The sequence below is a fragment of the Seonamhaeicola sp. ML3 genome (assembly GCF_023273855.1).
Classification (GTDB): Bacteria; Bacteroidota; Bacteroidia; order Flavobacteriales; family Flavobacteriaceae; genus Seonamhaeicola.
The window spans coordinates 750,377-774,304 of the sequence record NZ_CP096884.1 but is presented as its reverse complement, the minus strand read 5'-3'; the positions used below and the strand labels follow the sequence as shown (position 1 = coordinate 774,304).

The window sequence follows — 23,928 nt, the reverse complement described above, 5'->3', positions numbered from 1 at the left end:
ATGTTAAAGTATTTCTTGGGGAATAGTCCCAAATGGTTCAAACTAACAATAGTTGGGTTTTTAATTTTCAATATCTTTTCTTTTTTCCTTTTAGGTAAAACGGTAACATCTTGGTTGTTCATAGGGGAATTTATCTTCACATTGGCGATGGCGTTAAAATGTTATCCACTTCAGTCTGGAGGTTTATTAGCTATAGAAGTAATGGCTTTGGGATTGACAACACCTCATAATGCTTACCATGAAGTAGATCAAAACCTAGAGGTGGTCTTATTATTGGTGTTTATGGTAGCAGGTATTTTCTTTATGAAACCGCTACTCATGTTCATTTTTAGTAAAGTGTTCACAAAAATAAAGTCGAAAATGGTTTTGTCTTTACTGTTTGTCTTTCTGTCTGCGATATTATCAGCCTTTTTAGATGCTTTAACAGTAACAGCCGTTCTAATTAGTGTTGCAGTTGGTTTTTATGGTGTTTATCATAAAATCCATTCTGGAGATTCCGATTATGATAAGAGTGGTGTTGTTGATAGAAAAGAATTAAGCGGAGAAACTTTGGAGCAGTTCCGTAGTTTCTTGAGAAGTTTAATAATGCATGGTGTTGTAGGGACGGCCTTAGGTGGCGTATGTACTTTGGTGGGAGAACCACAAAACTTACTGATTGGTGAAAGAATGGGTTGGGATTTTATTCAATTCTTCTTGCAAATGGCACCGATAACCCTGCCGGTTTTAGTAGCAGGAATGCTAACTACAGTAGTGTTAGAGTTAACAGGTTCGTTCGGCTTTGGCGCTAAATTACCTGAAGTAGCTGCTAAGATAATAGAAAACTATACTTTAGAAGAAGATGCTAAAAGATCAGATAAGGAGAAGTATGGATTGATTGTTCAAGCGGTAGCAGCAATTTTATTAATTGCCGGTTTGGCACTTCATGTAGCACCAGTAGGTTTTATTGGTTTGGCTCTTATAATAGTCCAAACAGCATTTATGGGTATTATCGAGGAACATAGATTAGGTCATGCTTTTGAGGAAGCATTACCGTTTACGGGGCTTTTAGTGGTTTTCTTTGTTATAGTAGCCATGATTCATGATCAGCACTTGTTTAGTCCAATTATTCACTGGGCCTTGGAGCAAAGTCCTGACACACAACCTGGTTTGTTTTATTTGGCTAATGGGGTGCTTTCAGCAATAAGTGACAATGTTTTTGTAGCCACAGTTTATATTGGTGAAGTACAAGAAGCCTTTAAGAGTGGGGCTATAGACAGAGCGCATTTTGAGAAATTAGCTATAGCGATTAACACGGGAACTAATTTACCTAGTGTAGCAACACCTAATGGACAAGCCGCTTTCTTGTTCTTATTAACCTCTTCGTTAGCACCTTTAATTAATCTTTCTTACGGTAAAATGGTGAAAATGGCTTTGCCTTACACTATTGTGCTAGGAGGATTAGGCTATTTAATGGTTAAATTAATTCTAGTATAATTTTATCTTTATACTTTCGTTAGTTAATAAAGCAAAAATAAATTTATGATTTTACAAAATACTCAAGAAGCAACTGAAGCGCTTTCTGAAGGAGAATCTGTAGAAAAAACACTTTCAATAATTGAGCTTATAACTAGCGGCGGTGTTGCTGGTCAGGTTATTATAGCCATATTGTTTCTATTATTGGTCTTTGCTATTTACATCTATTTTGAAAGGTTATTTGCAATAAAGGCTGCTTCGAAAGTAGATGCGAATTTCATGAATCAAATCAAAGATCATGTAAGTAACGGTAAGATAGATTCGGCTCAAATGTTGTGTGCTCAAGTCAATTCACCAGTATCTAGATTAATAGGAAAAGGCATTACGAGAATAGGTAAACCTTTAGCCGATATTAATACAGCTATTGAAAATGCAGGTAGGTTAGAGATTTATGGTTTAGAAAAGAATGTTAGTATTCTTGCAACAATATCTGGTGCAGCGCCAATGATTGGTTTCCTTGGTACGGTTGTTGGTATGATATTGGCAATATTCGAGTTGGCCAATGCAGGAGGCTCTATTCAAATGGATGTATTAGCAGGCGGCTTGTATACCGCAATGACAACCACGGTAGGTGGTTTAATTGTAGGTATTGTGGCCTACATAGCTTACAACCATTTGGTCGTTAGAACAGATAAAGTGGTTTACCAAATGGAGGCTAATTCGTTAGAGTTTTTGGATCACTTAAACGAGCCTACTTAATATGAATTTTAGAGGAAGAAATAAAGTAACGCCAGAGTTCAATATGTCGTCTATGACGGATATTGTATTTCTGCTTTTGATTTTTTTTATGATTGCTTCCACATTAGTTTCTGCTGAAGCTATTGATTTATTATTACCTAAATCTTCCAGCAAAACTACACAGGTTAAAAATATATCTGTTAGTGTTAATAAGAAGCATCAATACTTCGTTGATATGAAGATGGTGCCCAAAAGTCAGTTAGAAAATGCTATTTTAACGGCTATGCAGGGTAGTAGTACATCTTCGATTACTATAAGGTCTGATAGGGATGTGGAGATGAAACATGTAGTTTATATTATGGACATTGCCAACAGGAATAAAATAAAATCTACTTTGGCAGTAAAATCATCGAGATAGCATCTAATCTCAAGATACCAAATCAATACACATGAAATATTTAAAAACAAAGCATGAAAAAGATTCAGCGAAAATCACCTTCCTGATTACTTTGATTTTGTTGTTAATGATTTTCGTGTTAGGTCCCCAGTATATGGATCCGCCCGAAGAATATGGTGTAGCCGTTAATTTTGGTACTTCCAACACAGGACAGGGGAGAGTTCAACCCAAAGAACCCATAAAATCAGAACCTAAACAAATAGAACAGAAACCTCAAGACCAAGCTGTAGAATCCCAGCCTGCTAAAGCCGAAGAGGTGAAAGAAGAGGTGTTAACTCAAGAAGATGAAGCGGCTATTGCTATTAAAAAACAAAAGGAGGCTGAAGCCAAGGCCAAAGCTATAGCAGAAGCAAAAGCTAAGGCTGAAGCTGAGCGTATGGCTAAAGAGGAGCGGGAGAAAGAGGAAAAGAAGAAAAAAATAGATGCCTTATTCGGGGGTATAAATAAATCTGAAGGGTCTGAAACCGGTGGCGAAGGCAATGATAATAGTCCTGGTGACAAGGGACAATTAGATGGAAACCCTTATGCGCCTAGTTATTTTGGAGACCCGGGTTCTGGAAGTGGAGGTATTGGCTATGGATTAAATGGAAGGGGTAGCGCTACATTTAAAATACTAAAGCAAGACTGTAATCAATCTGGTAGAGTTGTAGTTAGAATTGAAGTAGATAGAAATGGTAATGTCATTAAGGCAACACCTGGTGTTAAAGGAACCACAAATACAGCTCAGTGTCTACTTGATCCTGCTAAAAAAATAGCCGAATCGCATAAATGGCGACCTGATTCTAAGGCACCGGCAAGACAGATAGGTTTTGTTACGGTTAATTTTAAATTAGGGCAATAGAATGACCTATCAAGATACTCTTAATTGGTTGTTTGCACAACTTCCTATGTATCAGCGTCAGGGAAAATCAGCATATAAGGCCGATTTAAGTAATACGTATTTACTTGTTGAGCATTTAAATAATCCGCATTTAAATTTCAAGTCTGTTCATGTTGCTGGGACTAACGGCAAAGGGTCCACCAGCCACATGTTGGCTTCGATTTTACAAGAAGCTGGTTATAAGGTTGGATTATACACATCACCACACTTAAAAGATTTTAGGGAACGAATTAAAATTAACGGACAAGTTGTAAACAAACAATTTGTCATGGGCTTTGTTAAGCGGAATAAAGGGTTTTTCGAAAAAAATCAATTATCTTTTTTTGAAATGACCGTTGGAATGGCTTTCGAATATTTCTCAAAGCAGAAAGTCGATATTGCTGTTGTTGAAGTTGGATTGGGAGGACGATTAGATTCCACTAATGTAATAACTCCAGAGCTCTCCGTTATAACTAATATAGGGCTAGATCACACTCAGTTTTTAGGGAATACACTTAAAAAGATTGCTGGTGAAAAGGCAGGTATAATAAAACCTCAGGTTCCAGTCGTTATTGGGGAGACACAGAATGAAACAAAAGATGTTTTCAAGACAATAGCAGCGCAAAATAACTCTAATATCACATTTGCTGATAATGAAGTTGAGCTTGTATTGGAAAGTGATTTGAAAGGGTCTTATCAATTCAAAAATATAAAAACAGCCATACAGGCCATAAAAGAATTAACTTTTAAAGGGTGGGCTATTCCCGAAGAATGTCTGAAAAGTGGTCTACTCAATGTTACAAAAAACACAGGGTTGCTAGGGCGTTGGCAAGTTATAAAGGAAAACCCTAAAGTAGTTTGTGATACAGGTCATAACCGAGAAGGGTTGACTTATGTTATGGAGCAAATAAAAAAAGAAACGTTTAAAACGCTTCATATTGTTTTTGGTGTAGTTAATGATAAAGATCTCGATTCAATAATAGACATATTACCTAAACAAGCTGTTTATTATTTCTGTAAACCTGAGATATCTAGGGGGCTACCGGCTAAAGAGTTAAAACGGTTTTTTAATGATAATGGGTTACGAGGTGATGCATACGGCTCTGTAAACGAGGCTTATAAAAATGCATTGCAGAATGTGTCTTCTGCAGATTTTGTTTTTGTAGGAGGGAGTACTTTTGTAGTCGCTGAAATAATTTAAATTTTATTTAAAAAAGTTTTTGCAATATTAAAAACTAGGTTATATTTGCATCCGCAATCAGAGTGATGATTGTAAAGCCTAATAAGGGCGCGTAGCTCAGTTGGTTCAGAGCACTTGGTTTACACCCAAGGGGTCAGGGGTTCGAATCCCTTCGCGCCCACAACAGTTAAAATCCGATTTGAATTTCAAGTCGGATTTTTTATTTACCGTCAGTTTTATATTTGCTCCAAGAGTAACTTTTTAATTCCTTTTTCTTAATTTTATGTTGAATTGTATTGAAAAAGATGATCATAAAAGATATAAAACTAGTCTATCAAGATATATTTAAATCTTACGATAACCCCTCTCTCGAGAAGCATATTCAGAAAATAATAGAACTAGATGCTTACTGGCCTTATAATTCTACCTTTTTTTGTATTACTAATACCCAAGAACTCTCTTTTGAGTATGTTAGTAAAAACATGGGGTCTTGTTTAGGTATTGATAAAAAAGAATTACTAAATGGGGGAATGCGCTATTTTTGGGGTAGAATTCATCCTGATGATATTGAGCCATGGTTGGCAGCTTTGAATGATTTGATGCGTTTTACAATGGACTCCATTTCACAGAATGATAGAGTTAAAATGAGTTATACATGGAACTATCGTTTTAAAAATGCTCAAGACAAGTACCTTAATATTATTCAAAATACAACTCCTCTAGGCTTAGATGCCGACTCAAAACCAATCATTGGTTTAGCACATTACACTGTACTAGATTCTAACGTCAAACTTGATGTTACGGCTTCAGCAAAACTCTTAAATGACAACGGCGAATATGAAACTAAATATTTTAATAATTTCTCTCAGAAATTGTTAACTGAAGGTGTAAGTAACAGAGAGCGAGATGTTATCAGACTATTATTGTTGAATAAGTCGAGTAAAGAAATAGGAGAGCTACTCAATATTAGTTCTCATACAGTAGATACACACAGAAGAAATATATTGAGGAAACTTCAATTATCTTCAACAGGTGAGCTTATGGCCCACATAAAAACACACGGAACTATCATTTAATTTATTTTAAGTTTAAAATACTCAAATTGAGTATTGCTCATTTTTTATTAATTCAAGACCTTTATACTGCTATTAATTAGTTCTTAGGGAGAACTTACAAGAAGTGTCACTTTTAAGCTTTTGCTTTGTGGCACTTTCTTTTTTTATAATATGTACAGTGTTCTTTCCAGGGCCATGCCTCTTGACCCTTTGATTAATATGGTATTCTTGTTTAAGTTTAACGATTTTATCTGTGAAGCAAAATCTTCAAAAGACTTAAACTTACTGGCCTTATTTGATTTTAAATCAGAATTAAAAAAGTTCTCACCAATAAAAAATAAGTTGTCTATGTTGAGACTACAGGCTAAATCAACAATAGTTTGGTGTTCAGTTTCAGAATCTGAGCCCAGCTCAAACATATCTCCTAAAACAGCAACTTTTTTTCCTGAATACTTTTCAAAAGTAGAAAGTGCTGCTTTCATGCTTGTTGGATTAGCATTATAAGCGTCTAAAATGATTTTAATATTCTCTTTTTCTATAATTTGCGATCTGTTATTGCTGGGGATATAATTCTCTATGGCCGATTTAATTGTTGTGTCTTCAACTTTAAAATAATTGCCAATACTAATAGCGAAAGCAATATTTGTAAAATTGTAATCGCCGATTAATTGACTTTTTATTTGTAGATTGTGGTAAGTCAAGTTTACAAACGGATTGGTGCTTGATATTTCGATGTTTACATCCTGGTTGTCTTTTCCAAAGGTGAACTTATTGCCATGTTGAGATTTTTCTAATTGAATTTTGTCTTCAGCATTAACGAACAACAGTTTATCGTTTGCTATAATATGGCCGTACATTTCGCTTTTTCCTTTTATAACACCTTCAACACCACCAAAACCCTCTAAGTGGGCTTTCCCGAAGTTGGTGATGAGTCCATAATCTGGCTTAGCAATATTACATAGAAATTCTATTTCCTTTTGATGGTTTGCTCCCATTTCAACTATGCCAATTTCTGTTTCTTTATTCATAGAAAGTAATGTTAAAGGCACGCCAATATGATTGTTTAAATTACCAATTGTGGCAGTAGTTTTGAATTTTTGGGATAGTACAGCATTAATGAGTTCTTTGGTAGTAGTTTTGCCATTACTGCCAGTAAGAGCAATAATGGGAGTCTTTAAATAAACTCTGTGAAAAGAGGCGAGTTTTTGGAGTGAGTCCAGAACATTATCGCATAGAATAATATTTTCTTGAGTTACAAATTCTTCTTCATCAACAATAGCATATTTAGCACCCTTCTCAATAGCTTGAGCAGCATACGTATTACCGTTAAAATTATCACCTTTTAAGGCGAAAAACATATCGTTTGCTTGGATTTTTCGTGTATCTGTACAAGCTGTGCGACATGTTAAAAAAAGCTGATGTAATTGTTCTGTATTCAATGTGTTTAATGTAAAAGAGTTTTCGGTTAAATGTATTAAAAAAGTCCTAACATCTAGCTAGGACTTTTAATTTGTATCATTAGGAAGAACGATTAACTAGTTCTTGGTTTTATTTTTAGCTTTACTCTTAGAGCCAACACGAGACATCGCACATCTAAACCCAATGTAGTCTGTTGCCATATCTTGTGGGAAATAGCGTCTTTGAGCTGGGTCTAGCCAGTATTCTCTATCTTTCCAAGAGCCACCTTTATAAACTCTTACTTTGTCGTTTATTAAAGACGTTCTGTTATTGTCCTTGTCATACTCTCTAACAATATTACCATCTTCATCTCTGGTAATTGTGTGTTTAGGAGAGTTGTACATTTTTCTTGTTGCAGAACCGCTAGTTCCGTCTTCTCCTTCTTCTTCGTTAAAGCTTTCGTAGTAACGTGATGAACGTCTATCACCATCCCTAAAGTTGATTTCGTTACTTCTATCAAAGTTTGTACGAAGATAGGTTTCGTTTTCATCAACTGGAACTTGAGCAATTTCTCCAGGTAAATTTCTGGCAACTATTTTTCCGTTAGAAAGTGTGTCGTAAACAATCTCGTCAACAGTTACAACTTTAACAGAACCGTCATCGTTGATAGCATTTTTGGTGTAAACATTTCCACGGTAGTAATTAAAGTCATTAAATTCATCGTCAACAATAGGTCTGTATACATCAGCTACCCATTCTGCTACATTTCCTGCCATATCATATAAACCATAGTCGTTTGGTGCGTAAGATTTTACAGCATTTGTGATATCAGCACCATCGTCAGACCATCCTGCGATTCCGCCATAATCACCTTTTCCTTGTTTGAAGTTGGCCAACTGGTCTCCACGATACTTTCTGCTTCCGTTACGTGTGTATTGACCATCCCATGGGTATTTTTTTCTACCTCTGTATAAATTATAGCTTCTTAATTCACTTAAACCTAAAGCAGCGTATTCCCACTCTGTTTCTGTGGGAAGTCTATACTTTGGGCCAATGATACCAGATTCTTTAGTAGCATAAACATTTATTTCATTTCCGTCGGCATCAACTCTTGTGTTTCTTCTTGTTCTACCTCTTCCATCTTCAATATCGCTGTTGTCAAGAGAACTTGGGTCGTGTGCATATCTGTTAACCGTAAAGTTACTGTCTGGGTCGGTATTGTTGGGGTCTATGGTTCTGAAGCCTTCTCTTTGTAGGCTTAATTCCGCAACTCTATCTGTACGCCATTTAGCAAATTCGGTGGCTTGTATCCAGCTAACACCAACAACAGGATATTCTGCATATGCTGGGTGACGCAGATAGTTTTCTGTCATAACCTCGTTGTAACCTAAACGATTTCTCCAAACAAGCGTGTCAGGGAGACAACCTGTGTATATGTTTTGATAACCATCTTCAGAAGGTGGGTATAATTTTTTCATATAATCTAGGTACTCAACATACATTAAATTGGTAACCTCAGTTTCATCCATGTAAAAAGATTGTACATGCTGCTGTGTTGGGCTATTGTTCCAATCATGCATAACATCATCCTGAACTCTACCTTTAGTGTAAGTTCCTCCTTCAATGAAAACAAGCCCAGGAGAGGTTTCTTGTTCACTGAAGTTAGTATTGTACTGAAAGCCACCTTCTCTGGAATTTATTTGCCATCCGGTAGCTCTTGAAGTATTTTTTGAACTCGAAGATTTTTTACAACTAGTTGTAGTAATTGTTAGTGCAGAAACTAACAAAATCTTGAATACTACTACTTTTTTCATATACATAAGTTTAAGTAAGCTAATAATATTTTGGAGCTGCAATATAAGAATTTAACCCAATAACGCAAGCTATTTTTTGCATTTTAACCAAAAAAATGTGTATTTCAACTTGTTTTTGATGCTTTTTATCGATGATTTTGCGGTTTTCAACCTATTATTTGTGAAGTAATAACGTATGTTTTACTAATTTATTATTGTATTTTTGTGAGCATATGAAAAATTGCCCTTTAAACTATAATATACAGATAGTTCGAGGCGTTACTGTATTGATGAAAAAGAAAATATTGCTACTTTGCTTAATCACGACATTTGTTGGTTTTTCTCAGCAAAAATCTTACAAGCTACAATGGGGTGAGCCAAGAGTTATGGTCTCAGGAAAGCTAAAATTAAAATTTCCGGGACTAGATGGTCAATATGGTGTTTGTACTCCAGAAAAAGGCTTACTTTTTGTAGATCAATGGGAAGTAGTAGGACCAATTAATGAAAGTAGCGTTCGGGTCGAAAATATAGTTTATACTCCAATTTCGAAAACTGAATTATTCGATTTAGATACTTCTAAAATACCCAATAAATTTAACTACAGTCTAACCAATTCGAAAACAAGAAGTAAGTTATATGCTTTTTTTCAAACTTCACCATTTATCAAAGATTCTAATGGCGCTTACAAAAAACTTGAATCTTTTGAAATTAGATATACTACCAATAAAACTGGTAAGGGTGTAAAATCTAGTAGAAATTTCAAGACCTCTAAAGTAGTTTCTAATTCGGTGTTGAGTTCTGGAAACTGGTATAGGTTTTACATTGATACTACGGGTGTTTTTAAATTAACTAAGAGTTTTTTACAAAGACTAGGTGTCAATGTGAATAATGTAGATCCAAGAACTATAAAGCTTTATGGTAATGGAGGAGCTATGATTCCTTATTCCAATTCGGAACCTTATCCCTTTGATGTTGTGGAAAATGCCATAAAATTTATTGGAGAGGAAGATGGTGTTTTTGATAATGACGATTATATAATGTTCTATGGTCGTGGGCCAAAAGGTTTTACTGCAGAGAGTAATACGCACATAAATGCATATACAGATAGAACATATTATTTTATTAACGTAAGTTCAGGTGCCGGTAAGCGAATACAACCTTTTTCTCAGCCGCAAGGAAATATAGATTCAAACATAGATACATTTCATGATTACAAATATCATGAATTAGATGTACACAACATAGCTTCCTTGGGAAGGCGCTGGTTCGGTGATTTATTTGATGTGGATAACACTAAGACGTTCGAGTTTAATTTCCCAGATCTCGTAGTTTCACAACCAGCAAGATTGAAGGTGTATTTTGCTGCTGCCTCATCTACAAACAGTTCTGTGGGAGTGTCTGTTAATGGTTCTAATATAGCCGATTTGACATTGTTTGGTGCAACAAATTTAACCGTTGGAGGAGAGGCTTTTTTAAATAGGGATATCCAAATTAACAACCCCAAAGTGGAAATAACCCTCAATTACAATAACAATGGGAACCCAAGTGCAATAGGGTACTTGGATTACATATCCATAGAGGTAGAGCGGGCACTTCGTTTTAGTGGTACTCAGTTTCAGTTTAGTAATAATAATGTTGTAACAGCGTCTGGTATTGGGCAGTATAATATTTCTAATACCGCCGATGTGTCAGAAATTTGGGATGTCACAGACATATATAATGTTGCAAGTTTCATTAATAGTGAATCAAACAGCGAAATTAATTTCACTTCAGAATTAGGAAGTCTTAAAACTTTTGTTGCGGTAACACCTCAGGATTTTTATTCACCTAAATTCGATTCGAAGACAACTTTAGCCAATCAAAATATAAAAGGCACTATTTTTCAAGATGAAGAAGGTGGATTTGGTGATATAGATTATTTGATAGTGGCGCCTAATAATATGTTGAATCAAGCAAATCGTTTAGCATCAATTAATAGAAAACAGTATGATTTAAATGTGAAAGTTCTGGGTTTAGATGAAATTTATAATGAATTCAGTACTGGGAATCAGGATATAGGAGCAATAAGGAATTTGGTTAAATATGTATATGATAATGCGAGTAGCCCTGAGAATAGGATAAAATATCTTTGTTTATTTGGTGATGGCTCTTTTGATTACAAAAATCGCGTTCCCAATAACACCAATATTGTGCCTTCCTGGCACTCCTATAATAGTTTTAACTTCGCTGCATCTTTTGTGTCTGATGACTTCTATGGTATGATGGACGAAAATGAAGGGACTATGCGAACGAGTGATAGGCTAGATATTGCAGTTGGAAGAATTTTAGCCGATACACCTCAAAGAGCTAATGAACTAGTAGATAAAATAGAATCGTATTACTCCAAAGAATCCTTTGGTAGTTGGAGAAATAATTTTGTAGTTGTTTCTGATGACCCTGATAACGAAATACCCATAGGTCTTCAGGAGACTACCGATGAAATTGGTAATAGGGTAGAACAAGAAAAGTCCTTTATCAATGTGAAAAAGATACACTCTGATGCCTTTGAACAAGAAACCTCTGCAGGAGGAGATAGGTATCCCGAGGTTACAAATGAAATAGTCAACGCCATAGATAGTGGTGCTTTGGTGGTTAACTACTTTGGACATGGAGGAGAGGATGGTCTAGCAGCTGAAAGAATTTTTCTTAAGACCGATATTAATGGTTTACGGAATTTTTGCAAACTCAACTGTTTTGTAACTGTGACCTGTGAGTTTACACGCTTCGATAATCCATTTAGGGAAACTGCAGGAGAATTTACGTATTGGAACAAACAGGCAGGAGCAATAGCGCTCATAACCACAACAAGACAAGTCTTTGTTAATTTTGGGGTAGATTTCAATAGAGAGTTTGGGCAATATCTTTTTTCATACAGCGACAACGATAATTTTTCAGATTTTGAATACCCTTCAATGGCAGAGGCTTTGAGGTTGGCTAAGAACGACCCTATTGTTGCCAATAATCCTCAAAAACGTTTGGTGTTCTTTATTGGTGATCCAGCAATGAAGTTAGCCTTCCCTGAGCCTAACATACGCTTAACAAGACTTAATGATGTCCCAATTGGTCAGTCTACCGATACGTTAAAAGCTTTAAGTAAAGTGAAGTTAACAGGTGAGGTTGCAGATCTTTCTGGCAATAAATTAAATAACTATAGCGGTGTGCTCTCGGCGACTATATATGATAAATTTTTAGAGAGGCAAACATTGGCCAATGATGGTGTTAGTGTTGGTGGAAATGTGGTGAAGTTAGACTTTAGAACTTTAGGTGAGGTTGTTTTTAGAGGTCAGGCATCTGTGGTCGATGGAGATTTTGAGTTCGAATTTGTAGTGCCAAAAGATATCGGTATTCCGGTTGGACTCGGAAAAATAAGTTTTTATGCTCAAAACGATGATTTATCAGAGAACCAATCGGGTGCTAGTTTAAATACGTTAAGAATTGGTGGGATTAATGATAATGCAGAAGAGGATAACATAGGGCCTGTCATTAATCTGTTTATGAATGACGAAAATTTTGTGTCGGGAGGTATCACCAACGAATCACCAACGTTGTTGGCGAAGCTCGAAGATGCTAATGGTATCAATACATCTAGTGGAGTGGGGCATGATATTTTAGCTATTATTGATGGTGATGAAACCAATCCAATTGTTTTGAATGATTACTACCAGGCAGAAGTTGATGACTATACCAAAGGTGTGGTAAGTTTTCCCCTTAGGAATATTGAGCCTGGATTACATACGTTGTCAATGAGAGCATGGGATGTTTATAATAACTCCTCTACTTCTGAAATTCAATTTGTAGTCCATAATCAAAATCAAGAACTTGTCATCAATAATGTGTTGAATTATCCCAATCCGTTTGTAGATTATACAGAATTTTGGTTCAACCACAATAGTTCAGAGCCTTTAGACGTTTCAATACAAATATTTACAGTATCAGGTAAACTTATCAAAACGATAAATGGGCAAACCTCTGGAGGATTCAAAACAACGAGTTCCTTGTCAAGGGATTTAGTTTGGGATGGAAGAGATGATTTTGGTGATAAAATAGGGAAAGGTGTATATGTCTATAAACTCACGGTACGCTCCAGCTTATCGAATAAAAAAGTAGAAAAAATAGAGAAACTTGTCATACTCTAATAAAGAATTATATTTGTTAAATAAAAACATTTTCATGAAGAATCGAATATTTCTAGTCTTAGCACTAGCCTTTATACTAAAGGTTTCTGCCCAAGAAACCGTGATATTACCTAATCAAGATAAACGTGTAATCACAACAGGAGTACCATTTTTATTAATTGCTCCAGATGCCAGAGCGGCAGGTATGGGTGATATTGGTGTAGCAACATCGGTAGACGCATTTTCACAACAATGGAATTCTGCAAAGTATGTGTTTTCTGAAGCAAAATCTGGTATTGGGGTTAGTTACACACCTTATTTGAGTAAATTGGTTAATGACATATTCCTAGGAAACGTAACCTATTTTAATAGACTAGACGAGAAAAGTGCATTCGCAGTAAGTTTAAAATACTTCTCGCTCGGAGATATAGAGTTTGTTGCCGATGAATTTGCTTCACCCTTAATTCAAAGACCGAATGAGTTAACTCTAGATGCCTCTTATGCTTTACGTTTAAGTGATCAGTTTGGAATGTCTGTAGCCATGCGTTATCTAAGGTCTGATTTAAGGCTTACAGGAGTAGATGGAGACATATCGGCTGCAAGTACTTTTGGAGTTGATATTTCGGGGTACTATCAAGGAGAGGAACAAGCCTATTCAGACTTTAACGGAAGGTGGCGTGCAGGTTTTGCTATTCAAAACATTGGTCCAACTTTTAAATATGACGATGCAGGCCAAGAAAATTTTCAGCCCACAAATTTACGTTTAGGTGGAGGTTTCGATTTTATATTTGATGATTATAACAAGGTTTCTGTTACGGCAGAAGTGACTAAACTATTGGTGCCTACTCCTCCGGTTTTAGGTTTTATTGATAATGATGGAGATGGGAATCAAGATTCCGATGAACCTACAATTATCGTAGAGGGTAAAGATCCAGATGTTAGCTTTTTAAGTGGGATGTTTCAGTCCTTTGGAGATGCGCCTGATGGTTTTAGTGAAGAGCTAAAAGAATTCACTTGGGCCTTAGGAGCTGAATATTTATATCAAGACTCTTTTGCTTTTAGAGCTGGGTATTTTAATGAAAGTGAAGACAAAGGAGCAAGGAAGTTTTTAGCCTTGGGAGCAGGGTTTAAGGCAAATGTTGTGAATATCGATTTATCATATTTGTTCTCAGCGTCCCAAGTACAGAGTCCGTTAGAGAACACGTTGCGTTTTTCCCTAACCTTCAATATTGGTGAGGGTGAGTATTATGAGTATTAAAAAAATAAATAACAGCTTAATGAAAACTATTGTCTTTGGCAATAGTTTTTTTGTCTAATAGAGTTTTCAAGGGCATTAAAAGAATGAAGGAAATAAAAATAGAATCTACCGTTTTTGTTTACGATGGGCTAGAGTCCCTTTCCCAAGATGTTGTCCATTTGATGAATAAAGCCAAAGAGGCACGAGAAAAAGCCTATGCTCCATATTCTAATTTTAAAGTTGGTGCTGCCTTGCTTCTGGATAATGATGAAATTATAACAGGTAGTAATCAAGAAAATGCTTCCTATCCTTCAGGTTTATGTGCCGAGCGAACGGCGATATACTACGCAGGTGCACAATATCCAAATTCCAAGGTCCTTAGAATGGCTATTATTGCTGGCTCAGAGAACAAATTAACAGAACAACCTGTGCCTCCTTGTGGAGCTTGTAGACAAGCCATAGCTGAATATGAGATAAAACAAGAATCTCCTATCGAGATATATTTTATGGGGCTTAAAGGCAAAGTGGTCAAGTCAAATTCTTTAGCCAATTTGCTACCGCTTATTTTTGATAAATCTGTATTGTAATCACCCTACTGTTAAGGTGAATTTTGAATCTAATACAATAAATCGTAAAAAATTAACAAATAAGCAATAGACAAAGTTTAGAGCCTTTTTTTTGACATTTTTTTTGACTTTCCTAAGATTAGGTTTTTGCAATAAAACACAATGTGTTACTTTTGTATCCTGCATAATTAAAACCATATATTAGTCGATGCAAAAAATCACTAAAGAAACATATCTTAAATGGTATGAGGACATGCTGTTCTGGAGAAAGTTTGAAGACAAACTAGCAGCAGTTTATATACAACAAAAAGTTAGAGGATTTCTACATTTATATAACGGTCAAGAGGCTGTATTAGCTGGTGCTTTACATGCTATGGATTTGACCAAAGACAAAATGATTACTGCTTACAGGAATCACGTTCAGCCAATAGGTATGGGAGAAGATCCTAGACGCGTTATGGCCGAGTTGTATGGTAAAGCAACAGGTACTTCTAAGGGTATGGGTGGCTCTATGCACATCTTTTCTAAAGAACATCGTTTCTATGGAGGACACGGTATCGTTGGAGGGCAAATTCCTTTAGGGGCTGGTATTGCATTTGGTGATAAGTACCACGGAAGTGATGCTGTGACTTTATGTTGCTTTGGTGATGGTGCGGCGAGACAAGGTTCACTTCATGAAACATTCAACCTAGCAATGCTTTGGAATATACCTGTAGTTTTTGTTTGTGAAAACAATGGTTATGCTATGGGTACGTCGGTAGAAAGAACAGCTAACCATGACGATATTTGGAAGTTAGGTTTAGGTTACGAAATGCCTTCTGCTCCTGTAGATGGTATGAATCCTGTAAAAGTTGCAGAAGCGTTCGATGAAGCAATTCAAAGAGCTAGAAAAGGTGGAGGACCAACATTCTTAGAATTGAAGACTTACCGATACAGAGGACACTCTATGAGTGATGCTCAGCATTATAGAACTAAAGATGAGGTTGAAGAATACAAGAAAATAGATCCTATTACTCAAGTAAAGGACATTATTCTTGAAAAGAAATATGCAACCGAAGAAGAAATAAAAGTAATCGATAAACGTGTTAAGGATAGAGTTTTGGAATGCGAAAAATTTGCAGAAGAATCTCCATTCCCAGAAGTACAACAATTATATGATATGGTGTACGAACAAGACGATTATCCATTTATACAACACAAATTATAAGCTATGGCAATAGTAGTAAATATGCCGCGTTTAAGCGATACCATGGAAGAAGGTACCGTAGCGAGTTGGTTAAAAAAAGTAGGAGATAAGGTAGAAGAAGGTGATATTTTAGCCGAAATTGAAACAGATAAAGCCACAATGGAGTTTGAGTCTTTTAACGAAGGCACACTACTTCATATAGGTGTTCAAGAAGGAGAAACTACAAAAGTAGACGAGCTTTTAGCCATTATAGGTGAAGAAGGAGAAGATATTTCTGCAATCCTTAGTGGAGGTGTAGCGTCAGCAACAGCAGAAACCAATGAAGATGTATCTGATGTAGATTTTACAGAAGCTACTCCAGCTGTTGAAGAAAAGCAAGAGGAAACTGCTCCTACACAAGAATTACCAGAAGGTGTTGTAGTAGTTACTATGCCACGTTTAAGCGATACCATGGAAGAGGGTACCGTAGCGCTTTGGATTAAGAAAGTAGGTGATGCAGTTGAAGAAGGTGATATTTTAGCCGAAATAGAAACAGACAAGGCTACTATGGAGTTCGAGTCCTTTCAATCAGGAACTCTGCTTCATATTGGCTTAGACGAAGGAGAGTCTGCGAAAGTAGATGAGTTGTTAGCTATTATAGGTCCTGCTGGAACAGACGTGTCTGGTGTTGCTGCAAACTTTAAGGTGGCTGCTGCTCCAGCTGAAGCTCCTAAAGCAGAAGCACCAAAGGCCGTTGATGCACCTAAAGCAGAAGACCCGAAAGCTGAAACCAAAAAAGAATCTAAGCCAAAAAAGCCAGTAAAAGGGGAGCGTGTATTTGTATCTCCATTGGCTAAAAAGATGGCTGAAGAGAAAGGAATCAACTTAGCTCACATAACAGGAACAGGAGAGAACGGACGTATCGTAAAATTCGATATTGAGAATTTCGTTCCAGGTTCAGGAGCAGGAGCTGTTGGTAAATATGTTCCAACTGGTCAAGAAGATTTCGAAGATGTTCCTAATTCACAAATGCGTAAGGCAATTGCTAGGTCTTTAACGAAATCTAAATTCTCTGCACCTCACTATTATTTAGCTGTTGAGTTCGATATGGATAATGCTATAGCGTTCCGTAAACAATTCAATTCTATTCCAGATACTAAAATTTCTTTTAACGATATGGTTGTGAAAGCTTGTGCCTTAGCTTTAAAAGAGCATCCTCAAGTAAATTCACAGTGGTTCGATGATAAAATGCGTTTAAACAATCATGTGCACATTGGTGTGGCTGTTGCAGTGCCAGATGGTTTAGTAGTTCCCGTAGTGCGTTTCGCTAATGAGCAATCTTTACCACAAATTGGTGCTGAGGTTAAAGAATTGGCTGGTAAAGCAAGAAATAAAAAACTAACTCCAGATGAAATGTCTGGTAGTACATTCACGGTATCTAACTTAGGTATGTTTGGTATAGATTATTTTACATCTATTATCAACCAACCTAACTCAGCTATTTTGTCTGTAGGTGCTATTGTTCAAAAACCTGTTGTAAAAGAAGGAGAGATAGTAGTAGGTAATACTATGAAACTGACTTTGGCATGTGATCACAGAACAGTTGATGGGGCTACCGGGGCGCAGTTCCTTCAAACACTTAAAGGGTATATTGAAAACCCTGTAACCATGTTGGTGTAATATCGTATTGAATACTTTTCAAGATATATATTTAAAAGCCTGTTTCATTTGAAACAGGTTTTTTTATCTTTAACTATCAAAGGCTAGTTTTATGTATAGGGTATTTGTTCTTTTATTTTTAGTATTATTAACCGCCTGCAAGGAAAACAATTCTGAAAAAACGTTATCTCAAAATCTGATTTCAAAGGAAAGCATTAAGTCAAGTTTAGAGCGTTTGGCCTCCGATGAAATGGAGGGTCGAGATACGGGTTCTAAAGGAATAGAAAAGGCAGCGGTATTTATCGAAGATTTTTTCAAGAAGAATAAGGTGAAACCTTATTTTAAAACTTACAGAGATAGTTTCAACTTAGAAGATAAAGTAGGTTATAATGTGGTTGGTTATGTTCCAGGAAATGACAAGAGACTTAAAAATGAGTTTGTAATCTTAGGGGCGCACTATGATCACATAGGTCTGGCCAATGCGGTTGATGGTGACTCAATCGCGAATGGTGCTAACGATGACGCTTCTGGTACGGTAGCGGTCATGGAAATGGCAAAGTATTTTGCTAAGGTAAAAAGCAATAAGCGAAGTTTGTTGTTTACCTTATATTCAGCAGAAGAGATAGGGCTTAAAGGCTCAGAGCATTTAGCAGAGCGTTTAAAGAACGAAAATCTGGAGTTGTACACTATGATTAATTTTGAAATGATTGGTGTGCCCATGAAAGAGCGTGAATCACTTGGTTACATTACAGGTTATGATAAGTCAAACATAGCAGAACAATTAAATATCTATGCAGGATTCGATGTTATTGGCTTCTTGCCTCAGGCTAAAGCATATCAATTGTTTCTAAGATCTGATAATTATCCATTTTATAAGCAATTTGGTATTCCTGCACACGCCATATCTACTTTCGATTTTACTAACTACGAGTATTATCATCATGTTGATGACGAAGCCGATAAAATGGATTATGAACATATGACAACGTTTATTAAGGCCTTAATTCCTGCAATGGAAGGAATGACCAATACTACGGAGAAAGAAATTCTTTTAAAAAATGAGTAAAAATATTCTAATTACAGGAACCAGTAGAGGGATAGGTTTCGAACTTGTTAAACTGTTTTCTAAACAAGGTCATAATGTACTAGCTTTATCGAGAAACGAGAAGCCTGTTTTTGAACTAGGCTTAAAAGGTGTCTCTACCTTGCCTTTCGATTTAAGCAACCCTTTGGATTATAAGAGGGTTGAAACTTTTTTGAGCTTAAAATTTAAACAAGTCGATATTCTAATCAATAATGCAGGGACTTTATTAAACAAACCTTTTACTGAAACAAGTATGGAAGACTTTGAAAACGTCTATAAAACAAATGTTTTTGGGGTCTCTGAAATGATTCGCACGTGTCTACCTTTCATGTCTAAAGAAAGTCATGTGGTTACCATAAGTTCTATGGGAGGTGTTCAAGGTAGCATGAAGTTTCCAGGGTTGGCGGCCTACAGCTCTAGTAAGGGAGCGGTGATTACATTAACAGAATTACTGGCAGAGGAGTATAAAGAAACGGGTATTTCGTTTAATGTTCTAGCATTAGGAGCTGTTCAAACAGAAATGTTAGAGGAAGCTTTTCCCGGTTATAAGGCACCAATAACCGCATTAGAGATGGCAGAGTACATTTTCAATTTTTCACTTACCGGGAATAAATATTATAACGGGAAATTACTTCAAGTTTCTAATTCTACACCTTAAAGTAGATTTTAATTAAGCTGAGCACTACTCAAAAAGCCCTATTTTTTCAAGTAGTATAATAAAAAAAATAAACCGTCTAAGTTTACACTAGACGGCTTATATTTTTTTAGAATATTCCTGGTATGCCAGGTAGCTGCCCAACCAGGGCCAAAGATATTATACAAACTAAAAACATGATACCAGGAATGATCAGCTTTTCTTTTAGCGAAAGTTTTTTTGCTCGTTCTCTATCACCAATCAACCCTAAATTGTCAAGAAGCATGGTTAAAGCCCAACCAAAAACGGGATTTACAAATGCACAAGCGAATATACAAGTACCAGCACTTAGTGAGTCGTTGTGCTCACGTACCATTTGCATTCCCGCTTCTAAAAGAGGTAAAAAGACACCGACAATTAGTGCTACTCTTAAAACAGGTTCCCACATGGCCAAATCCATAGGGTAACCAAATATAGCAGCCAATACACATAAGAGCGCCGTTAATACAGCGCCTCCCGGTATGGGGCGTTTAGCAATTGCAGCAGGTATCATATACGTTCCCCAAGAAGAAGCGATATTGCCTCCTCCTAAAAAGGTCCCAACAACCTGACGAATGGAAGCTACAGTCATAGTGTCATCTACATCCATCAAAACATCTTTTGCTTTTTTGGGGTAGTTTAATTCCTGAAAAACACGATGTCCTAAATAGTCTGGAGACCACATAGCTACTGCTAAAATCGCAAAAGGTATAACCGCAACAAAATGACCAAAATCGGGCCAGCCCAATTGCCAACCAGTGTTTTCTCCCCACCACCATAAAGGATTCATGTGTGGTAATCCTGGTTTTGTGGAGAATTCGAAGTTAACTCCCATAGAAAAAGCTATAATACCAGCAATTGCAGAACATAGTGGTATGGCTAACCACCGCTTCTTAATTCTTGCTAAATAAGCATAGATAATAATGGTAACTCCAATAACTACAAAAGATACCGAGCTATTGTCAACGTTGGTAGCCCATGTTTCCAGTTTTGTTATTTGTCCTATAAGACCAACCGCTCCTAAATATATGAGTAGGCCACCACGAACTCCTACACCTGTAAGCGCCATGAGTTTTGAGCCTCCTTTTGTTATACTTAGAGTGAGGCCAAACACACCAATTAAAATACCTAATGCCAAGGGGTGACCACCAGCTGCGGCAATTATAGGAATTAGTGGAATCATAGGTCCGTGAGTACCAGCTAAGTTAGCTCGAGGATTAAGTATTGCTGAAAAAATAATTACAAAAATACCTCCGGCTATTAAAAGCTCGTATCTGACATTTTCTGCGATAAATTCTGAAGAAAGTCCGAACTGTGCTGCAAAGGCGGCAACCATGGCGGTAACCATAACTACTTTTCCAATAGTAGCAGCTAAGGCAGGAACCCAATCTTCCAATTCAATATTAAAATCCCTGAAGGGTAAATGCACGCGCCAGCGCCTAAACCGCATAATGGATAATTCGTGTTCAAGATAATCTTCTCTTTTTTCAAATTCACTCGATTTTTTTCTTTGCTCCTTGTAAGAGCTGTTTCCGTTATTGCTCATTTTCGATTTTAAAGTTGCTTGTTGTTTGAGAGCAAAACTATCGTCAATGGACGTTTGAACAAATGAGAAATATCAGGTTTGTTAAGAATGTTTATTATAATTGTATAATTCCTTTAGGTTTTGATATTTGTATTCAATTCATTAGTATTACATTTACAAGTTCATTCTCTCAAAAGTGGGAATTTCTTAAATTATTTTTGAGGCAAATAAAGATAATCCCTGCTTTTGCAGTAATTACAAATCATATTGATAGCACAATCATCCATAGACCAAGTTTTCGATACTGCTCGTGTAGAGGAGGTTATTGGTGATTTTGTAAACTTAAAAAAGGCTGGGAGTAACTTTAAAGGATTAAGTCCGTTTAGCGATGAGCGTACACCAAGCTTCATGGTGTCTCCTGTAAAACAAATTTGGAAAGACTTTAGTACCGGAAAAGGTGGCAATGTTGTGGCATTTTTAATGGAGCACGAACACTTTACCTATCCAGAGGCCATTAAGTACCTCGCTAAGAAGTATAATATTGATATTGAAGAGACCGAACAGAGCAACGAACAAAAAGAAGCAGCCAACGAACGAGAAAGTCTATATTTAGTTAGTGAATTTGCAAACACCTATTTTCAAAATATACTTCATAAAACAGATCAGGGTAAGTCTATCGGACTTAGCTATTTCAAGGAACGTGGTTTTACAGATGAAACCATTAAGAAATTTGATTTAGGATATTCGCTAGACGAGTGGCAAGCCTTTACAGACGAAGCTCTTAAAAAAGGTTACAATATCGATTATTTAGAAAAAACGGGGCTAACCATCGTCAAACCTGAGAAGCATTTCGATAGATTTAAAGGCCGTGTCATGTTTCCTATAAAGAGTATGAGCGGTAGGGTTTTAGGCTTTGGAGGTCGGATTCTGATTAATGATAAAAAAGCTGCCAAATACCTTAATTCTCCAGAGAGCGATATTTATCATAAAAGTAAGGTGCTTTATGGTATATACAATGCCAAGCAAAGTATAGCCAAGGAAGATAATTGTTTTTTGGTTGAAGGCTATACAGATGTTATTCAATTTCATCAAACGGGAATAAAAAATGTTGTATCATCTTCTGGAACAGCACTAACATCAGAGCAAATAAGATTAATAAACAGGCTTACCAAAAATATTACGGTACTTTTTGATGGCGATGCCGCTGGAATAAGAGCATCGCTAAGGGGGATTGATTTGATTTTGGAACAAGGTATGAATGTTAAGGTCTGTTCTTTTCCAGAAGGCGAAGACCCCGATAGTTTTGCTAAACAAAATACTTTAGAAGAGTTGTCGATTTATTTAAAAGATAACGCTCAAGACTTTATTCAATTTAAGGCCTCTGTATTATTCGAAGATACTAAAGGAGATCCAATAAAAAAGGCCGAAACAGTAAGAGACATTGTAAATAGTATTTCTAAAATTCCAGACCAAATTAAAAAGGAGATCTATATACAAGAATGTGCTAGAATAATGGATATAAGCGAAGAAGTGCTCTTTAGCACTCTGGCGCAAATCAATAAAAAGGAAGTCCAAGAGGAAAATAAGCAATTTAAAAAACAACAGAAAGCTTTTGAAGTTGTACAACGTAAAGAACCTGTTGAGAAAGTAAATGTTCAATATCTTCTGGAGCGAAAAATTATTGAGATTTTATTGTTATACGGTAACCGAACTGAAGATTTCGAGGATTTGGTTTTAAAAGAAAATGATAATGGAGAATTGATTTTAGAGCCTGTGATACAACAAGCTAAGGTTTTCGAAAAGGTGTTTTTAGATCTTCAGGATGATGAAATGGAATTTTCTAACTCCCAATTTAAAACGCTTTATTACACTATAATAGACCGACTAAATCAGCAAGATGATTTTGATTTGAAAGTATTTGTAAATACTCTAGATCAAGAAACATCAGGTGCAATAACAACTATTTTAATGGAGGATGAAAAACATGCTTTAGCCGACTGGAATAGAGTAGATATCTATCCAAAGCATAAAGAAGATAGTGTAGCACAGCTTACCAGTGAAACAATTTTAAGCCTGCGTTGTTTTTTAATCGACCAAAAGGTTATAGGATTTCAACAAGAAACCTTAAAAAACAAAACTGTTGTAAATAAAGATATACTCGAAGAAGTAAAAGACTATTCAGGCTTAAAAATGTTACTGTCAAGAAAACTCAATAGAGTTTTATAACTGTTCTGTAAGCTTAGCTTGGTTTACTAAATCAACAAGATTAGTTACTTTTAATTTACGCATTAAGCGTGCCTTGTAAGTACTAACTGTTTTTTCGTTGATATCCAGCTCTTTAGAAATTTCTTTATTCTTTCTTCCAATAGTTAACAATTTGAGAACTTCTGCTTCTCTAGTTGATAATTTTTTGTAGAAAGAACCACTGCTTTTTCCAACGCGATTACCAAAGGCTAATTGTTGAGTTAATTCATTGCTAAGATGAATACCTCCCTCATATACCTTCATGATGGCTTCATTTATGGTAATAACGTTTACAGTTTTAGAAATGTAACCCGAAGCCCCTGCCTTTATGGCATTTATAGCATATACCTCTTCTGGTTGCCCACTAAAGATAATGGTTTTTACTTCTGGATGTTCATTTTTTAAATGTCTTAAAATTGTTAAACCGTTAAGTTTAGGAAGGTCTGCTTCAGTTAAAAGAATGTCAACTGGATTTTTTTTGATGAAATCTAAAACGGCATCGCCGTCTTCAACACTTCCAACAATTTTAATGTTCGATGCGGCCGAGAACAATACCTCGAGCCCTTTCCTTGTAATAGGATGATTGTCTGCTATTAATAACTTTATCATAATTTTGGTTGTTTTGCATAATTATTTTTGAGAGATAATTATAGTTTGAGAGAATATGCAACTACAAAAGTAATGGTTTC

General features: G+C 36.1%; 18 protein-coding genes and 1 tRNA gene. 15 read left to right on the top strand and 4 right to left on the bottom strand.

Translation table 11 applies throughout. From position 1 onward, the window contains the following. From nhaB to M0214_RS03555, 7 genes are all read left to right on the top strand, one after another. Positions 1-1,473: a sodium/proton antiporter NhaB gene (gene nhaB / locus M0214_RS03585; protein WP_248724100.1), complete on the top strand. Its 1,473-nt coding sequence runs from the start codon at positions 1-3 to the stop codon at positions 1,471-1,473. Between the two features lie 45 nt (positions 1,474-1,518). Beyond that, a complete protein-coding gene (locus tag M0214_RS03580) occupies positions 1,519-2,211 on the top strand; it encodes a MotA/TolQ/ExbB proton channel family protein (RefSeq protein WP_248724099.1) in 693 nt (230 codons plus the stop codon). Between the two features lies 1 nt (position 2,212). Beyond that, the gene (locus tag M0214_RS03575; RefSeq protein WP_248724098.1) at positions 2,213-2,608 is read left to right on the top strand and encodes a biopolymer transporter ExbD; all 396 of its coding nucleotides are present in this window, start codon (positions 2,213-2,215) and stop codon (positions 2,606-2,608) included. Positions 2,609-2,639: 31 nt separating this feature from the next. Next, positions 2,640-3,488, top strand: a complete 849-nt coding sequence (locus M0214_RS03570; RefSeq protein WP_248724097.1) for an energy transducer TonB — start codon at positions 2,640-2,642, stop codon at positions 3,486-3,488. Position 3,489: 1 nt separating this feature from the next. After that, on the top strand, positions 3,490-4,707 hold the full coding sequence (locus M0214_RS03565; protein WP_248724096.1) for a folylpolyglutamate synthase/dihydrofolate synthase family protein: 1,218 nt from the start codon (positions 3,490-3,492) through the stop codon (positions 4,705-4,707). 85 nt (positions 4,708-4,792) lie between these two features. Continuing rightward, positions 4,793-4,867, top strand: a tRNA-Val gene (locus M0214_RS03560). Between the two features lie 124 nt (positions 4,868-4,991). After that, positions 4,992-5,762 (top strand): LuxR C-terminal-related transcriptional regulator, encoded by a 771-nt coding sequence (locus tag M0214_RS03555; RefSeq protein ID WP_248724095.1) that lies wholly within the window; start codon positions 4,992-4,994, stop codon positions 5,760-5,762. A gap of 143 nt (positions 5,763-5,905) precedes the next feature. Here the strand turns inward: M0214_RS03555 and murF are convergent, their stop codons facing one another. Both murF and gldJ read right to left on the bottom strand, forming a co-directional pair. Continuing rightward, a complete protein-coding gene (murF, locus tag M0214_RS03550; protein WP_248724094.1) occupies positions 5,906-7,180 on the bottom strand; it encodes a UDP-N-acetylmuramoyl-tripeptide--D-alanyl-D-alanine ligase in 1,275 nt (424 codons plus the stop codon). A gap of 96 nt (positions 7,181-7,276) precedes the next feature. Further along, positions 7,277-8,959: a gliding motility lipoprotein GldJ gene (gldJ, locus tag M0214_RS03545; protein WP_248724093.1), complete on the bottom strand. Its 1,683-nt coding sequence runs from the start codon at positions 8,957-8,959 to the stop codon at positions 7,277-7,279. Positions 8,960-9,222: 263 nt separating this feature from the next. Here gldJ and porU point away from each other — a divergent pair, with 263 nt between their 5' ends. The 7 genes from porU to M0214_RS03510 all read left to right on the top strand — a co-directional run bounded on the left by porU (position 9,223) and on the right by M0214_RS03510 (position 19,455). After that, positions 9,223-13,107 (top strand): type IX secretion system sortase PorU, encoded by a 3,885-nt coding sequence (porU, locus tag M0214_RS03540; RefSeq protein WP_248724092.1) that lies wholly within the window; start codon positions 9,223-9,225, stop codon positions 13,105-13,107. A 34-nt stretch (positions 13,108-13,141) separates the two neighbouring features. After that, complete coding sequence (gene porV, locus M0214_RS03535) at positions 13,142-14,344, top strand: type IX secretion system outer membrane channel protein PorV (RefSeq protein ID WP_248724091.1); 1,203 nt, start codon at positions 13,142-13,144, stop codon at positions 14,342-14,344. 83 nt (positions 14,345-14,427) lie between these two features. After that, positions 14,428-14,910, top strand: coding sequence for a cytidine deaminase (gene cdd, locus M0214_RS03530; protein WP_248724090.1), 483 nt, complete (start codon positions 14,428-14,430; stop codon positions 14,908-14,910). Positions 14,911-15,097: 187 nt separating this feature from the next. Beyond that, entirely contained in the window at positions 15,098-16,096 is a 999-nt protein-coding gene (gene pdhA / locus M0214_RS03525) for a pyruvate dehydrogenase (acetyl-transferring) E1 component subunit alpha (protein WP_248724089.1), read from the top strand. 3 nt (positions 16,097-16,099) lie between these two features. Then, on the top strand, positions 16,100-17,734 hold the full coding sequence (locus M0214_RS03520) for a pyruvate dehydrogenase complex dihydrolipoamide acetyltransferase (protein ID WP_248724088.1): 1,635 nt from the start codon (positions 16,100-16,102) through the stop codon (positions 17,732-17,734). Between the two features lie 91 nt (positions 17,735-17,825). Beyond that, positions 17,826-18,779 (top strand): M20/M25/M40 family metallo-hydrolase, encoded by a 954-nt coding sequence (locus tag M0214_RS03515; RefSeq protein WP_248724087.1) that lies wholly within the window; start codon positions 17,826-17,828, stop codon positions 18,777-18,779. Beyond that, on the top strand, positions 18,772-19,455 hold the full coding sequence (locus M0214_RS03510) for an SDR family oxidoreductase (RefSeq protein WP_248724086.1): 684 nt from the start codon (positions 18,772-18,774) through the stop codon (positions 19,453-19,455). Before M0214_RS03515 ends, M0214_RS03510 begins: the two co-directional genes overlap by 8 nt. Positions 19,456-19,561: 106 nt before the next feature. Here the strand turns inward: M0214_RS03510 and M0214_RS03505 are convergent, their stop codons facing one another. Then, entirely contained in the window at positions 19,562-21,016 is a 1,455-nt protein-coding gene (locus M0214_RS03505; protein WP_248724085.1) for a DUF3360 family protein, read from the bottom strand. 246 nt (positions 21,017-21,262) lie between these two features. Between M0214_RS03505 and dnaG the strand changes: the two genes are divergently transcribed. Beyond that, positions 21,263-23,221 carry a DNA primase gene (gene dnaG / locus M0214_RS03500; RefSeq protein ID WP_248724084.1) on the top strand — a complete coding sequence of 653 codons (1,959 nt, stop codon included), beginning with the start codon at positions 21,263-21,265 and terminating at the stop codon, positions 23,219-23,221. Here the strand turns inward: dnaG and M0214_RS03495 are convergent. Then, positions 23,216-23,848 (bottom strand): response regulator transcription factor, encoded by a 633-nt coding sequence (locus tag M0214_RS03495; protein WP_248724083.1) that lies wholly within the window; start codon positions 23,846-23,848, stop codon positions 23,216-23,218. The two genes, dnaG and M0214_RS03495, sit on opposite strands and share 6 nt — an antisense overlap. Positions 23,849-23,928 lie beyond the last annotated feature (80 nt).